The following is a 14,982-nucleotide window of genomic DNA, read 5'->3' on the forward strand; positions in this document are numbered from 1 at the left end:
ACCTCGGCCCCACCCGCCGCGGTCAAGGACACCAGCATCGGAACGGGATCAGAACGGGGCGCCAGTGCTGCAGGACAGCAGGTCTAAGCTGGTTGAAAGTCGGCGAATGATGTCAACCGTCACGCCCGCAACGTCAAACGAGCCTGACGCTCCCCGCGCCGGGGCCGACCTCCGCGCAGCGCGCGAGCGGCTGGGCTGGTCGCTGGACGCGCTCGCGCAGGAATTGCGCATCCGCAGGGTCCACCTGGAAGCGCTGGAGGAGGGGCGGCTGTCCATGCTCCCCGGCCATGCCTACGCCCTGGCCTTCGTGCGCACCTATGCACGCGCCCTGGGCCTGGACCCCGAAGAGTCGGTCCGCCGCTTCCGCACCGAGACGGGGGAGGCAACCGCCCGTCCGGAGCTGGTCTTCCCCGCCCCGGTGCCGGAGCGCGGCCTGCCCGCCGGCGCCGTCGTGCTGCTGGGCCTCGTCCTGGCCGTCGGCGCCTATGTGGGCTGGTATCGCCTCTCCGCCGATGGACGCCTGCCCGCCGAGGCCGTGGTGCCCGTCCCCGAACGCCTCGCCCCGCTGGCGGAGCAGGCGATCCCGCCGACCGTTCCCCCCGCGTCCGGTCCGACCGCCGCGCCGGCCACCGCCCGGCCCGGCACCTCCTCCGGCGGACCGGTGATGATGGCCGAGTCCGGTGCCGACGGCGCGTCGAAGACCCTGCCGGCGCCAAACGAGCCGCAGACCCAGCCGCCCGCCATTTCACCCACTTCGGCCGCCGCCGCCTCGGTGCAGGGACCGGACAGGGACGCGTCGTCGGCCAACCCGGCGGCAGGGCTTTCCCCGACCATGGCCGCAGCCGCGCAGCCGGTCCCGTCGCCCGATGACAGCCGGATCGTCATCCGCGCCTCGGCGCCGGCCTGGCTGCTGGTCAAGGACAAATCCGGCGCCGTGCTGCTGAACCGGGTGCTGAAGCCGGGCGAGACCTGGGCCGTCCCGCCGCGCGGCGACCTGCTGCTGACCACGGGCAACGCCGCCGGAACCGACATCCTGCTGGACGGCGCCATGACCGCGAGCCTCGGCGGCTCCGGCGTGGTCCGGCGCGACCTGCCGCTGGACGTCGACCAGATCCATGACGGCAAGCTCGCGCCTGTCACCAATTCGCAACTTGCCTCGTCGCGCCCGCGCCAGTAGCGGATTTCCCGGCCACACCCCATAATAGGACACCGGACGCGGATGTGGCGGCGCCGTTGCGCCCCGCCGAACAGGAGAATCGCATGACCGCCTATCGCCCGTATCAGGAGATCCTCCGGCGCAAGTCGCGCCGGGTCTACGTGGGCAACGTGCCGGTGGGCGACGGCGCCCCGATCTCGGTGCAGACGATGACCAACACGCTGACGCACGACGTCGCCGCCACCGTCGCGCAGATCAAGCGGGCCGAGGCAGCGGGCGTCGACATCGTCCGCGTCTCCTGCCCCGACCAGGAATCGGCGCTGGCGCTGAAGCAGATCGTGCCGCAGGTCAACGTGCCGATCGTGGCCGACATCCACTTCCACTACCGCCGCGCGCTGGAAGCCGCCGAGAGCGGCGCCGCCTGCCTGCGGATCAACCCCGGCAACATCGGCAGCGACGAGCGGGTGAAAGAGGTCGTGAAGGCCGCGCGCGACCACGGCTGCAGCATGCGCATCGGCGTCAACGCCGGCTCGCTGGAGAAGCACCTGCTGGAGAAATACGGCGAGCCGAACCCGGAAGCCCTGGTCGAAAGCGCGCTGTACCACGCCAACATCCTGCAGCAGCACGACTTCCACGACTTCAAGATCAGCGTGAAGGCGTCGGACGTCTTCCTGGCCGTCGCCGCCTATCAGCAGCTTGCCGAAGTCTGCGACCACCCGCTGCATATCGGCATCACCGAGGCCGGCGGCCGGCGGATGGGGACGGTGAAGTCCTCGATCGGCCTCGGCTCCCTGCTCTGGGCCGGCATCGGCGACACGATGCGCGTGTCGCTGTCCGACGAGCCGGAGGAAGAGGTCCGGGTCGGCTGGGACATCCTGAAGTCGCTGGGCCTGCGCCATCGCGGCGTGAAGGTGATCTCCTGCCCGTCCTGCGCGCGCCAGGGCTTCAACGTGATCGAGACGGTGCAGACCCTGGAAGAACGCCTGGGCCATATCGAGACGCCGATGACCCTGTCGATCATCGGCTGCGTCGTGAACGGCCCCGGCGAGGCGCTGATGACCGATATCGGCGTGACCGGCGGCGGCAACGGCCGCCACATGGTCTATCACGCCGGCAAGACCGACCACACGATCGAAGGCGCGAGCATGATCGACCACATCGTCGAACTGGTCGAAGCCAAGGCGGCGGAGCTGAAAGCAGCGAAAGAGGCCGAGAAGCTGGCGGCGGAGTAACGACCGGGACCCGCCCTCTCCTCCCTCGCCATGGCCCGGCTCGACCGGGCCATCCCGCGCGCTTCAGGGGAAGGAAGATGGCTCGATCGAGCCGGGCCATGACGGGAGAGAGGTCGCCATGGGCCCTGGCAGGCCGGGTCGTCGCTCCTATCCGTCGATCAGGCCGGACTCCGGTGCCATCATCCCCTTCCCCGCCCGCTCCAGCGGATAGTGGCAGCTTACGTACGCCCCGCGGTCGCGGAACGGCCTGATCGTCCGGCGATCGGGATGGAAGCGGAACCAGAACGGCTCCGTCGTCGCCGGATGATAATGTGTCACGCAGGATAACCGGCTGGTATCCTCCGCCATCGAGCGGGGATGGCTGCGATGCACGAGGTCGGCGGCCCAGATCAGCACGTCGCCTTTCTTCGCCATGAAGCGCTGGTAGTCGAAACCCTGCCGGCGGCAGGCATCCTCCAGCTCCGCCGCATAGGCCTGCTGGTCGTCGACGGCGAAGTTCAGCCGTTTCGTCTTATCTGAAAACAGATAGTGCGGCAGGCGGTGGCTGCGATCGTAGAAAGCGAGTTCGCCGCTGCCCTCCCGCACGTCTTCCAGCGCGATCCAGCTGGCCGCCAGCAGAAGCGGGTCCTCTACCGTCACGACCGAGGTGTCCTGGTGTACCTGGTGTCCGTTGCTGCGCTGGAACAGCAATTGCTGCATGGCGACCGGCTTGGCCTCGAAAACCAACGACAGGAAACGGGAAATCCGCTTGTGCAGACAGACTTCCCGCGCAGACGGAAGGTTGACGTAAAGATCGAACAAGCTCTCGAAATGCTCGGGTTCCGATCCGGATCGTTTCATACGAGATTGACCGGACCGGTGGTTGGTGGTCATGAACATGCCCGGATGCTCATGGTGGAAGCGGATATCGTGCGCGAAACGATCGATCAGCGCCGGCTCGATCGCCTGGCGCCAGATGATCCAGCCGTGCTCGATGTAATGCGCAAGCTCGTCCCGCTCGGCCTTGCGGACCCGGCGCGCCTTGTAGAGCGCCTCGAGGTGGTCGAGGGCGTCGGGCCGGTCCGTCCACAGCGTCTTCATCCCGCAATCGTCGCCGGCTTGCGCCCACATCGCCGTCCCTCCTGTCCGTCGGCATCCATCTAGAAGGAGCCTACCGATTTCCCGATCAGCCGACCATCGAGGAGTGCGGCCGAAGCATCCCCGAACCAGCCTCGTTCAGCAGGTAGTGCATGCTGACATAAAACGCGCGGTCCTCATACGGAAGGATGGTGTGATGGTCCTTGTGGTAATGGAACCAGAACGGATAGGTCGTCTCGGGATGGTAATGCGTTACGCAGGACAGCCGGCTGGTGTCCTCCGGCAGCCTGCGCGGATGGCTCAGATGCACAAGGTCGGCAGACCAGATCAGCACGTCGCCCTTCTTCGCCAGGAAGCGCTGGTATTCGTAGCCGGCCTTCCGGCACGCATCCTCCAGCGCCTTGGCATAAACGGCGTGATCGTCCTCGATCCAGTTGATCCGCTTGGTGCCGTTCTTGAACAGGTAGTGCGGCAGCTTATGGCTGCGGTCGAAAAAGGCCAGCTCGCCGCTGCCTTCCACCACGTCCTCCAGCGCGATCCAGCTCGCGGCGAGCTGCAGGATCTCCTGCACCGCGACCACCGAGGTGTCCTGGTGCACCGCATGCATGTTGCTGCGCTGGAACAGAAGCTGCTGCATCGCCACCGGCTTCGATTCGAACACCAGCGTCAGGAACCGGACGATCCGCGAATGCAGGCACACCGCAAGGGCGCTGGGCAGGTTGACGTAAAGGTCGAACAGGCTCTCGAACCGGTCCGGCGTCGATCCGGATAGTTTCAGCTTGCTCTGCCCCTGGCGGTGGTTGGTGGTGACGAATTTCTCCGGATGCTCATGGTAGCCACGGATGTCGCGCACGAACGCGTCGATCAGTTCGGGTTCGATCGCGTTGCGCCAGATGATCCAGCCGTGCTCGATGAAATGCGCGAGGTCGTCACGCTCCGCCTTGCGGATCTTCCGGCCTTTGTACAGCGCCTCCAGCCGAGCGGTGGCGTCCGGTCTGTCGGTCCAGAGAGGCTCCATGCCGCAATCATCGCCAGCCGCCGCCCACATCGCTGCCTCCCCAACCCGTTCCGCACCGGTATAGGCTGGACAAATGGCCGGTTCAACGATCCCGGGACGCCGCCGGCACGCCATCGCGAGTAGCTTGCGGCGGACCGTCCGCCTATATACTGGCGCGATCACCCACCTTCCGGCCCTCCACCAAGGACCCCAGAGTCTTGAGCGAACTCCAGCCCGCCCGCGGCACCCACGACCTGATCGGCGAGGAGATGCGCCGCTTCCACCAGGTGGCCAGCATCGCCCGCGACATCGCCGCCGTCTATGGCTTCGACGAATGGATCACCCCGATCTTCGAGGATACCCGCGTCTTCGCCCGCACCCTGGGCGAGACCTCAGACGTCGTCACCAAGGAGATGTATACGTTTGAGGATCGCGGCGGCGACAGCGTCACCCTGCGTCCCGAGGGCACGGCCGGCGTCTGCCGCGCGCTGGTGACCAACGGGCTGACGCAGAGCCTGCCGCAGAAAGTGTTCTATGCCGGCCCGATGTTCCGTTACGAGCGGCCGCAGAAGGGCCGCTACCGCCAGTTCCACCAGATCGGCACGGAGCTGATCGGACCGGCCGAACCGCTGGCGGATGCCGAGGTGGTTGCCTGCGGCTGGGCCATCCTGCAGGCCCTGGGCGTCGCGTCGGACATCGTGCTGGAACTCAACACGCTGGGCGACAAGGACTCCCGCGACGCCTACCGCGCCGCGCTGGTCGGCTACTTCACCGATCATCGGGAACGGCTGTCCAAGGACAGCCTGATGCGGCTGGAACGCAACCCGCTGCGCATCCTGGACAGCAAGGACGAAGGCGACCGCCGCATCGTCGCCGGCGCGCCGACGATCGAGCCGTACCTGACCGACGCCGCCCGCGGCTTCTGGGACAAGCTGCGCGCGCACCTGGCGGCCTTCGGCGTGCCGTTCGTGGAGAACCCGCGGATCGTCCGCGGCCTCGACTATTACGGCCACACCGCCTTCGAGTTCGTCACCGCCAAGCTGGGTGCCCAGGGCACGGTCATGGCCGGCGGCCGCTATGACGGGCTGGTGGCCGAGATGGGCGGCCCCGCCACCCCCGCCGTCGGCTGGGCCGCGGGGATCGAGCGCCTGGCCATGCTGCTGGACGCGGCCCCCCCGGCCCCGGCCCCGGTCGCCGTCATCCCGATCGGCGACGCGGCCGAGGCCAAGGCGGTGGAAATCCTGCAGGCCCTGCGCGCCGGCGGCGTCCGGGCGGAAATGGCCTATCGGGGAAACCTGAAGCGGCGGATGGAGCGGGCCAACAAGGCGGGCGCCCGGGCGGCGGTGATCGTCGGCGCCGACGACCTCGCGGCGGGCCACGCCCAGGTGAAGGACCTTGGCACCGGCGCGCAGTCGGCCGTCCCCTTTGCCGATATCGTATCGAAACTAAGATGAAGCTGGACCATAAACTCGACCGGATCGCCGCGCGCGCGGACGAGCTGCGCGCCATGCTCGCAGAGGGCATCGGCGGCGAGGCCTTCGTCAAGGCCTCCCGCGAGCTGGCGGACATCGAACCGGTGGTCGCGCGGATCGGCGACCTGCGGGATGCCGAACGGGCGCGCGACGAGGCGGAATCGCTGCTGGCCGACCCCGAGATGAAGGAGCTGGCCGAGGCGGAGCTGTACGACCTGAAGGACCGCATCCCGGCGCTGGAACACGAGCTGCGCCTGGCGCTGCTGCCCAAGGACGAGGCCGATGCGCGGTCGGCGATCCTGGAGATCCGTCCCGCCGCCGGTGGCGACGAGGCCGGCCTGTTCGCCGCCGAGCTGTTCGCGATGTACCAGAAATATGCCGACCAGAAGGGCTGGCGGTTCGAGATCCTGGAATACGGCGACACCGGCCTGGGCGGCATCAAGGACGCGATGGCCGAGATCACCGGCCGCAACGTCTTCGCCCGGCTGAAATACGAGTCCGGCGTCCACCGCGTGCAGCGCGTGCCGGCGACCGAGAGCCAGGGCCGTATCCACACCTCCACCGTCACGGTCGCGGTGCTGCCGGAGGCCGAGGACGTCGATGTCGACATCGACGAAGGTGACCTGCGGATCGACGTCTACCGCGCCTCGGGCGCCGGCGGGCAGCACGTCAACAAGACCGAGAGCGCGGTGCGGATCACCCATGTCCCGACCGGGATCGTGGTGGCGATGCAGGAGGAGAAGAGCCAGCACAAGAACCGCGCCAAGGCGATGAAGATCCTGCGGGCGCGCCTGTACGAGCAGCAGCGCGCCGCCGCCCACGCGGCCCGGGCGGCGGACCGCAAGTCCCAGGTGGGGACCGGCGATCGCAGCGAGCGCATCCGCACCTACAACTTCCCCCAGGGACGGGTGTCGGACCACCGGATCAACCTGACGCTCTACAAGATCGACCGCGTGATGCAGGGCGACCTGGACGAGTTCATCGACGCCCTGACCGCGGAAGACCAGGCGGCGCGCCTTGCGGCCGAGGAGTGAGGACGGGTGGTCAGCGCAGGCCGGCCATCCACTGAGGTGACCGCGCCTCCGCACGCCCCGGAACCCGCCCCGGAACCCGCCCGGGAACCCATCGCCGCCCTGCTCCGGGCCGGCGCCCAACGCCTGGCCGGCATCGCCGACGACCCGCGCCGGGAGGCCCGCCTCCTCCTCGCCCACGCGCTGGGCGTGCCGGCGACCGAGCTGATCCGGGACCCGAACCGCCCTGTTCCGCCGGACCCGTTCCGCGCCCTGCTCGCCCGCCGCGCCGCGCGCGAGCCCATGGCCCTCATCCTCGGCCATCAAGGGTTCTGGACCCTGGACCTGTGCGTCTCACCGGCCACGCTGATCCCGCGCGCCGACAGCGAGACCGTGGTCGGCGCCGTGCTCAAGGAGCGGCAGGCGCCGCCGGCGCGCATCCTGGACCTTGGAACCGGCACGGGCTGCCTGCTGCTGGCGCTGCTGAGCGAATATCCGGACGCCATCGGCATCGGCATCGACCGGAGTCCCGCGGCTGCCGCCCTGGCGCGGCGCAATGCGGGGTTGAATGGCCTGTCCGACCGCTCATATTTCGTGGCAGGCGATTGGACCGATCCGCTCGACGGACGGTTCGACGTCGTGGTCTCCAACCCGCCTTACATCCCGGCCGGCGACATCGCCGGCCTGATGCCCGAGGTGGCGCAGCACGAGCCCCGCTCGGCGCTGGATGGCGGACCCGACGGCTGCGACGCCTATCGCACCATCCTGCCGCGACTCGGCGCCATCCTGGCGCCGGACGGGCTGGCGGTGCTGGAATTGGGCGCCGGACAGGCGGCGACTGTTGCCGCTTTGGCCGCCGGACTGGGTCTCGATACGCGCGTTCACCAGGATTTGGCCGGAATCGACCGCGCGCTCGTCCTCAGAACCGGGATTTGTTGAAAAAACCGTTTGGCAGCCCGGCCCTGCTTGTATAGGGTGAGAATGTGACAGGGGTACTGTGTTACAGCGTCCCCGGGTGCGAAGGGTGCCGGTCTTTGCCCCTTCGCGTGTCAACATCAACGCCGATGGATCGTGGTAGGCCAGGGAAACCCCCGGGCAGCGCCGAAAAACGCCCTGCCTTCTCCCGAACCTGCCCACAATGGGAAAGCACGACGGCAAACGAATGAATATGAAAAGAATGCGCGGCCGCGGTCATCGCCAGGGTGGTGGTGGAGGCGGCGGGTCCGGTGGTGGCGTACGGCACCATGCCGGGGGCGGTATTCCTCTCAACCGCAACCATGTCTTTGACAGCAACGGACCGGATGTCCGCATCCGCGGCACCGCCCAGCAGTTGTTCGAGAAATACCTCCAGCTCGGCCGCGACGCGACCAGCGGCGGCGACCGGGTGACGGCAGAGGCGTATTTCCAGCACGCCGAACACTATTTCCGCATCCTGAACGCGATGAACCAGGCGGCCCAGCAGAACCAGGCCAACCAGGGCGCGGGCGGCCAGCAAGGCGGCCATCGCCGGCCATACCAGAACGGCGAGGGTCCCAATGGCGTCGAGGACGCGCTGCCAGCCGAGACCGAGGACGCCGAAGCGCGCGGCCCCGGCCTGGGCGAGCAGCCCGAGACCCGCGACATCCCGATCGCCGCGGCCCCCCCGGAAGTCTGATCGGGCGAAGCCCCGATCAATCCGGCGCTGACAGGCCCGCGCGCAGCGCATCCGCCTCCGGCCCCTCGACAAGGCCGAGGCGGATGAACAGGTCGATCAGCACCAGGTTGACGTTGAACTTGAAGTCGTCGCTCCGGCGCACCGTCTCCAGGACGCGGGCGATCGGCCAAAGCTCGAACGCCTCCACTTCCCCGTCGGCCGGGACCGGCCGGAAATCGGCCGGCAGCGCCAGGTCGTAGCAATACAGCAGGTCGCGGCGCAGCCCTTCGCCCCGCACCATCGCATAGCTGATGCGGCCCACGCGCTTGGCCTGCGCCGCCAGCGCCGGCGGGATCGCCGCTTCCTCGCCGGCTTCCTTGATCAGCGTCTCCCACGGACCCAGCCCGGCCGGGACGCCGCCGGCGACCACATGGTCCAGCTTCCCCGGATCCAGCAGCTTGTCCCGCGCGCGGCGGGCCACCCAGAGATGGGGGCCGTCTTGGGTGCGGACGAGGCCGTTGACGTGCACGCCGACGGCCTGGACGCCGAATTTCGGGATGGCGCCCCGATCGATCCGCCCCAGCACCGGCCCGTCTTCCGTCGCGCGGACGTCGAACGCCTCGCCGCGCAGGCGAAGCAGGCCACGCCCCGCCAGGGCCCGCGCAAGGCCGGGCAGGGCCGCCCCGTCGCGCAGCGTCACGGCGCCAGGGGCAACGTCCGGGGCAGCGCCAGGGGCAGCGCCAGGGACAGCGTCCGGGGCAGCGTCAGGGGCAGCGTCCAGGGCAGCGTCAGGGGCAACGTCCGGGGCAGCGCCAGGGGCAGCGTCAGGGGCAGCGTCCGGGGCAACGTCCACGGCGGGGTGTCCCGCCAGCGCGGCGGCGATCTCCGGCAGGACCCAGCCGACCCGCGCGGCGCCGATCCGGAACGCCAGGCGCTCGCCGGGCAGGGTCGCGTTGTGGCAGGCGCGCAGGTGGCGCACCAGGCCGCCCGCCCCGTCCCCGGCCTTGGGCACGGCCATGAAATTCGTGCTGTTTTCCAAGCGACTTACCTTTCCAACCGTTCATGTGCGTGCCACATGGTGCAGGATCATGAGACGCAGCAGCCCACCGCCGGCCCCGACGATTCAGATCCCGGGCCAGCGCTCGACCTGGCAGACCATCCTGTCCCTGCTGCCCTACCTCTGGCCGGCCGGGAACCGGTCCGCCCGCGTCCGGGTGGTCGTGGCCCTTGTCTTCATGCTGCTCGCCAAAGTCGCAACCGTCTACGTGCCGATCCTGTACGGCCGGGTCATCGACGCGCTGGCGCCCAAGGACGCGGCCGCGTTCGTCATACCGCTCGCCCTGATCCTGGCCTATGGCGGCGTCCGCGTCGCCTCCGCCGCCTTCGGGGAGCTGCGGGACGCGCTGTTCGCCTCGGTCCAGCAGCGCGCGGTGCGGCAACTGGCGCTGCGCACCTTCCGCCACCTGCACGCGCTGAGTCTGCGCTTCCACCTCGACCGCCAGACCGGCGGCCTCGGGCGGATCATCGACCGCGGCACGCTGGGCATGCAGTCGGTGCTGCGGCTGGCGGTGTTCAACGTGGCGCCGACGGCGCTGGAGCTGGTGCTGGTCACGGCGATCATCTGGCGGCTGTTCGACTGGCGCTATGCCGCCGTGACCTTCGCCGCCGTGGTCCTCTACGTCGCCTTCACGGCGGCACTGGCCGGCAAGCGCGGCCGCTACCGCCGCACCATGAACGACACCGACAACGACGCCTCCTCGAAGTCGCTGGACAGCCTGCTGAACTACGAGACCGTCAAGTATTTCAACAACGAGGCGCACGAGTCCCGCCGCTATGACGAAGCGCTGGCGCGCTACGAGCGGGCGGCGGTGCGCGTCCAGGTGTCCCTGAACATGCTCAACCTCGGCCAGGCGCTCATCATCGCGCTCGGCCTGACCGCGATCATGCTGCTGGCCGCGTCGGACATGCGGCTGGGCTGGATGACGGTGGGCAAGTTCGTCGTGGTCAACACCTACCTGATGCAGCTCTACCAGCCGCTGAACTTCCTCGGCGTCGTCTACATGACCATCAAGCAGGGCCTGGTGGACATGGAGCAGATGTTCGCCCTGCTGCGCATGGAGCGGGAGGTCGTCGACAAGCCCGGCGCGCTGTCCCTGCCCGCCAGCCTGTCCGACGGCGCGGCCGGGGAGGTGGTGTTCGAGGACGTCCGCTTCGGCTACCAGCCCAACCGCGCGATCCTGAAGGGCGTCAGCTTCCGCGTGCCCGCCGGCGGCAAGCTGGCGATCGTCGGCCCCACGGGCGCCGGCAAGTCGACGATCAGCCGCCTGCTGTTCCGGTTCTATGACGTCTCGGGCGGGCGCGTCCTGATCGACGGCCACGATGTCCGCGACGTGACCCAGGACAGCCTGCGCCAGGCCATCGGCGTGGTGCCGCAGGACACCGTGCTGTTCAACGACACGATCCGCTACAACATCGCCTATGGCCGCCCGGGCGCGACCCAGGCGGAGATCGAGCATGCCGCGCGCCTGGCGCAGGTGCACGACTTCGTGCTGGGCCTGCCGGACGGCTACGACACCAAGGTGGGCGAGCGCGGCCTGAAGCTGTCGGGCGGGGAAAAACAGCGCGTGGCGATCGCGCGGACCATCCTGAAGGACCCGCGCATCCTTATCCTGGACGAGGCGACCAGCGCCCTGGACACCCGGACGGAGCAGGACATCCAGGCGGCGCTGCGGGCGGTCGCGCAGCAGCGCACGACGCTGGTGATCGCGCACCGCCTGTCCACCGTGGTCGACGCGGACGAGATCGTCGTCCTGCAGGACGGCGCGATCGCCGAACGGGGGACACATGCCGCATTGCTGGCCCGACACGGCCTCTATGCGCGGATGTGGGCGCTGCAATCCATCGAGCTGGGCCTGGATCCGACCGGGGCCGCGTCCAGGGACCTGCCCGCCGATGAGGCCAAGGATCGGGCCAGGGACCAGGCCGGGGACCAGGCCGGGGACCAGGCCAGGGATCGACCCGGGGACCCGCCCGCCGAACCGACGGTGGAATCCGCCGGCCTGGTACCGGGATGACCCCGGACAACCGGCGACCCCCAACCGGCGGCCCCCAACCGGCAGCCCCCAACCGGCAGCCCCCGGCTGCGTTGCCGCCTGACGCGAAGGAAGAGACCATGAACCCGAACAACGAACCCAGCACGCCGCTGTCCCACGCCGGATCGATCATCGACAAGGCGATCGAATACATGATCAGCCAGAACATCGGCGAGATCGAGATCGCCTCGGCCCTTCTGGGCGGGTCGCTGGCGGTGCTGTCCCGCTCCATGCCGGACGAGTCGATCGTGGGGATCCTGACCAGCGCGATCGACAGCGTGCGCGGCGGAGAGCTGCGGCGGCAGGCCCAGTAGGGGCGCCCAGTAGGGGCGCCGAGTAAGGGCGCCCCGTAAAGGCGCCGAAACCGGAAACCGGCACAGAAAGCTTGACGGCCGGGTCCGGTCTGGCCATAACCCGCGCCTTCCAAGTTGGACCGAGGACCGATACGCGATGTCGCGTCGCTGTGAAATTATGGGTAAGGGCGTGTTGAGCGGCAATAATGTCAGCCACGCCAACAACAAGACCCGCCGCCGCTTCCTGCCGAACCTGCAGGTGACCTCCCTGCTGTCGGACATTCTGGGCCATGAAGTCCGGATGCGCCTGTCGACGCGCGGCATCCGCACCGTGGAGCACAACGGCGGCATCGACGCCTATCTGCTGTCCACGCCGAGCACCAAGCTGACCGACGAAGGGCGCGTCCTGAAGCGCCGCATCGAGAAGGCGAAGGCACGGCGGGAGTCCGCGGCCGCCTGATCGCCGGTCCCGCGTCACTCCCCACCCCGTCACCCTCACCCTGACCCCGTCATGGCCCGACTCGACCGGGCCGTCCCATGCCTCAGGGGCGGGAGATGGCCCGGTCGAGCCGGGCCATGACCAGGATGGGACGAGCATGGGGGTGGGGACGCTGTCCCGGACGGCGACGCGGGCGGCACCGACGCAGGCGGCACCAGTGCATCGCGTACGCCACAGCCCACCCGAACTGCCGCCGATCTCCCAGACGTGATGACACCGATCGCCTCCCCGTCCCTACTTTGGCGGCGGACCAGGAGGATCAGGTGGACGCCGCGCATTTCAGAGCCAAAGCAAAGGCAGCCCGCGAGATGGCGCGGGGCGGCGACGATGCGCGCCTGGCGCAGATGCTGCTGGACCTCGCCGCCGACTTGGACGCCGAGGCCGACGCGATCGACGCCGCCGTCGGCCAGTCCGCGCTGTCCTCCCACCTCGCCGCCTGACGCCCAGCACCCCGGAAGCATCCGGGCGACGCGATGACGGGTCCGTCCGGGAGCACGATGACCGGGGGCGGAGTCGCCCGGAATCGCGCGATCGCGAGGGGCGTCAGGCCGCGGCGCGCCCGGCCTCGAACAGCTCCGCCAGGAACGCCTGCTCCCCGTTGAACTTCGATGAGATCGGCAGGTGCATCAGCGCCTCGTCCGCGTCATAGCTGCGCAGCCGGATCGTGGGCGGCAGGGCGGCCAGTTCCGCCGCCAGCACGTTCTGGCAGGCGATCTCGTTCAGCCGGTCCGTCACCTCCGCCGGCGTGATCGGCACGCTCGGCCGGCGGCCGACCTGCGCGCGGACCAGGATCAGCTCCTCCGGCGGCGGCGACAGCAGCGGCGCCAGCGGCGGGTTGCCGGCATAGGCGCCGTCCCAATAGGCGCGGCCGTCGATCTCCACCGCCGGGAAGACCAGCGGCAGGCAGGCGGTCGCGCACAGCACCTCCACCGAGATGTCCGCATTGCCGAAGAACACCGCCTGGCCCGTCATGACGTCGGTGGCCGCGACGGTCAGCCGCGGCGCGGCCGGGCTGGCCAGCAGATGCGGCTGCAGCAGGTCGTCCACCAGCAGGCGGACCGGGTTATGGCCGAACGGGTTGATCTGCGCGGGGCTGAACAGCCGCATCGCCATCTCCATGCCCTGCCACATCATGCCGTTCGACAGGTCCGTATCGCCCCACAGCCAGCGCTCCAGCGGCGCGGCCTGCAGCGGGCTGAACGCATGGGCATTGGCGACCCGCTGCCACAGCCGCCGCATCTCGGCCCGAGCGGCGGCGGGTCCGCCGCGGGCGAGGCCCTGGGCGAGCATGACGCCGGTCAGCGCCCCCGACGACACGCCGCAGATCGCGTCGATCCGCTGGCCCCGCTCCATCAGCCGGTCCAGCACGCCCCAGGCGAACGCACCATGCGCACCGCCGCCCTGCAGGGCCAGCGCCACGCGCCCGCCATGCGGCTTTTCATCCTCGTTCGCCATTCCGTATCATTCACGCGTCGAAGCCGAACCGGCTGTGTATCACGGCAGCCAGGACAGAGCCTTAACAAGCTTGCGGGTCCGGTCGGAAAACAGCGCGGGTGTGTAGAAGCTGCCCGCCGCGCGCTTGCCGGCCTCGGACCGCGTCGGATACGGCACGACCAGCCCGGCCAGGGCGGAAACCGGCACGCGGCGGCTGATGGCGAGGCTGTAGAGGCTGATCATCTCGCCCGCGTGCGGCGCCAGGATGCCGGCGCCGACCAGGCGCTTGCCGCTCACCACCAGCTTCACCAGCCCCGCCCCCTCCCGCTCCGCCACCGCTCGGTCGTTATCGGCGAGCGGCCAGCGCAGGACGCGGGGATGGAGGCCGGCCGCCTGGGCCTCGGCTTCCGTCAGACCGGTCTGCGCGAGTTCCGGATCGGTGTAGGTGACGCGCGGCAGCGCCGCGTAGTCCAGCCGCGCCGGCAGGTGGAACAGGATGCGGCGGATGGCGATGGCGGCGTGGTAGCCGGCGACATGGGTGAAGGCGCGCGGCCCGGTCCCGGCCGGATCGGCGATGTCGCCGACGGCGAAGACCCGGCGGTTGCTGACGCTGCGCAGCCCGGCATCCACGGCGATCCCGCCGGGCCCGAAGCGGACATCGCCGGCGGGAAGGTCGAGGTCCTCGGTATTCGGACGCCGCCCGGTCGCGACCAGCAGGTGCGACCCGGCGATGCGCGTCCCGTCCGCCAGGACCAGCGCCGGTCCCGGCACGACCTGGCTGACCTGCGCCCGTTCATGGATCGCCACGCCGCGCGACGACAGCGCCATGCGCAGGCCCTCGGCGAGTTCCGGGTCCTCGCGTGCGGCGACGCGGTCTGCTTCGACCAGCGTGACCCGGCATCCCAGGCCGGAGAACGCGTCGGCCATCTCCAGCCCGATGGGGCCGCCGCCCAGGACCAGCAGGTGGTCCGGTCGCTGCGCCAGGTCGAACAGGGTCTCGTTGGTCCAGTACGGCACCGCCGCCAGCCCGGCCAGCGCCGGCGCCGCCGCCCGCGTGCCCGCGGCGATGACGATGCGCCGGGCATCG

Annotated in this window: 15 protein-coding genes; 10 read left to right on the plus strand and 5 right to left on the minus strand. The window is 69.7% G+C overall.

Going from position 1 to position 14,982, the window contains the following annotated elements:
• Nucleotides 1–106 precede the first annotated feature (106 nt).
• Both VHB27_RS09455 and ispG read left to right on the plus strand, forming a co-directional pair.
• Entirely contained in the window at nucleotides 107–1,177 is a 1,071-nt protein-coding gene (locus tag VHB27_RS09455; RefSeq protein ID WP_325599619.1) for a helix-turn-helix domain-containing protein, read from the plus strand.
• Between the two features lie 83 nt (nucleotides 1,178–1,260).
• Complete coding sequence (ispG, locus tag VHB27_RS09460; RefSeq protein ID WP_325599621.1) at nucleotides 1,261–2,388, plus strand: flavodoxin-dependent (E)-4-hydroxy-3-methylbut-2-enyl-diphosphate synthase; 1,128 nt, start codon at nucleotides 1,261–1,263, stop codon at nucleotides 2,386–2,388.
• A gap of 147 nt (nucleotides 2,389–2,535) precedes the next feature.
• Here the strand turns inward: ispG and VHB27_RS09465 are convergent, their stop codons facing one another.
• Together VHB27_RS09465 and VHB27_RS09470 are read right to left on the minus strand one after the other, a co-directional pair.
• Nucleotides 2,536–3,498, minus strand: coding sequence for a phytanoyl-CoA dioxygenase family protein (locus VHB27_RS09465; RefSeq protein ID WP_325599623.1), 963 nt, complete (start codon nucleotides 3,496–3,498; stop codon nucleotides 2,536–2,538).
• A gap of 55 nt (nucleotides 3,499–3,553) precedes the next feature.
• A complete protein-coding gene (locus VHB27_RS09470) occupies nucleotides 3,554–4,483 on the minus strand; it encodes a phytanoyl-CoA dioxygenase family protein (protein ID WP_325599626.1) in 930 nt (309 codons plus the stop codon).
• A gap of 197 nt (nucleotides 4,484–4,680) precedes the next feature.
• On the opposite strand from VHB27_RS09470, the gene hisS reads away from it, so the two are divergent.
• The 4 genes from hisS (at nucleotide 4,681) to VHB27_RS09490 (ending at nucleotide 8,598) form a co-directional block, all read left to right on the plus strand.
• Nucleotides 4,681–5,916 (plus strand): histidine--tRNA ligase, encoded by a 1,236-nt coding sequence (gene hisS / locus VHB27_RS09475; RefSeq protein WP_325599628.1) that lies wholly within the window; start codon nucleotides 4,681–4,683, stop codon nucleotides 5,914–5,916.
• Nucleotides 5,913–6,968, plus strand: coding sequence for a peptide chain release factor 1 (prfA, locus tag VHB27_RS09480; protein ID WP_325599630.1), 1,056 nt, complete (start codon nucleotides 5,913–5,915; stop codon nucleotides 6,966–6,968). The genes hisS and prfA overlap by 4 nt, the downstream gene beginning before the upstream one ends.
• A gap of 90 nt (nucleotides 6,969–7,058) precedes the next feature.
• Complete coding sequence (gene prmC, locus VHB27_RS09485; protein WP_325599650.1) at nucleotides 7,059–7,883, plus strand: peptide chain release factor N(5)-glutamine methyltransferase; 825 nt, start codon at nucleotides 7,059–7,061, stop codon at nucleotides 7,881–7,883.
• A 223-nt stretch (nucleotides 7,884–8,106) separates the two neighbouring features.
• Nucleotides 8,107–8,598 carry a DUF4167 domain-containing protein gene (locus VHB27_RS09490; RefSeq protein ID WP_408903987.1) on the plus strand — a complete coding sequence of 164 codons (492 nt, stop codon included), beginning with the start codon at nucleotides 8,107–8,109 and terminating at the stop codon, nucleotides 8,596–8,598.
• 16 nt (nucleotides 8,599–8,614) lie between these two features.
• On the opposite strand, the gene VHB27_RS09495 is transcribed toward VHB27_RS09490, so the two are convergent.
• Nucleotides 8,615–9,616, minus strand: coding sequence for an NUDIX hydrolase (locus tag VHB27_RS09495; RefSeq protein ID WP_325599635.1), 1,002 nt, complete (start codon nucleotides 9,614–9,616; stop codon nucleotides 8,615–8,617).
• A 49-nt stretch (nucleotides 9,617–9,665) separates the two neighbouring features.
• Here VHB27_RS09495 and VHB27_RS09500 point away from each other — a divergent pair, with 49 nt between their 5' ends.
• From VHB27_RS09500 to VHB27_RS09515, 4 genes are all read left to right on the plus strand, one after another.
• A complete protein-coding gene (locus VHB27_RS09500; RefSeq protein WP_325599637.1) occupies nucleotides 9,666–11,651 on the plus strand; it encodes an ABCB family ABC transporter ATP-binding protein/permease in 1,986 nt (661 codons plus the stop codon).
• A gap of 98 nt (nucleotides 11,652–11,749) precedes the next feature.
• Nucleotides 11,750–11,983: a hypothetical protein gene (locus VHB27_RS09505; protein ID WP_325599639.1), complete on the plus strand. Its 234-nt coding sequence runs from the start codon at nucleotides 11,750–11,752 to the stop codon at nucleotides 11,981–11,983.
• Nucleotides 11,984–12,119: 136 nt separating this feature from the next.
• Nucleotides 12,120–12,422, plus strand: coding sequence for a 50S ribosomal protein L28 (rpmB, locus tag VHB27_RS09510; RefSeq protein ID WP_325599642.1), 303 nt, complete (start codon nucleotides 12,120–12,122; stop codon nucleotides 12,420–12,422).
• Nucleotides 12,423–12,724: 302 nt separating this feature from the next.
• Complete coding sequence (locus VHB27_RS09515) at nucleotides 12,725–12,901, plus strand: hypothetical protein (protein ID WP_325599644.1); 177 nt, start codon at nucleotides 12,725–12,727, stop codon at nucleotides 12,899–12,901.
• Nucleotides 12,902–13,004: 103 nt separating this feature from the next.
• On the opposite strand, the gene VHB27_RS09520 is transcribed toward VHB27_RS09515, so the two are convergent.
• Together VHB27_RS09520 and VHB27_RS09525 are read right to left on the minus strand one after the other, a co-directional pair.
• Complete coding sequence (locus tag VHB27_RS09520; protein WP_325599646.1) at nucleotides 13,005–13,916, minus strand: patatin-like phospholipase family protein; 912 nt, start codon at nucleotides 13,914–13,916, stop codon at nucleotides 13,005–13,007.
• Nucleotides 13,917–13,955: 39 nt separating this feature from the next.
• Nucleotides 13,956–14,982: dihydrolipoyl dehydrogenase family protein (locus VHB27_RS09525; protein WP_325599648.1), on the minus strand; the 1,027-nt coding region annotated here is incomplete at its 5' end.

Origin of the sequence: Rhodopila sp. (genome assembly GCF_035548235.1) — a bacterium.
GTDB lineage: Bacteria > Pseudomonadota > Alphaproteobacteria > Acetobacterales > Acetobacteraceae > Rhodopila.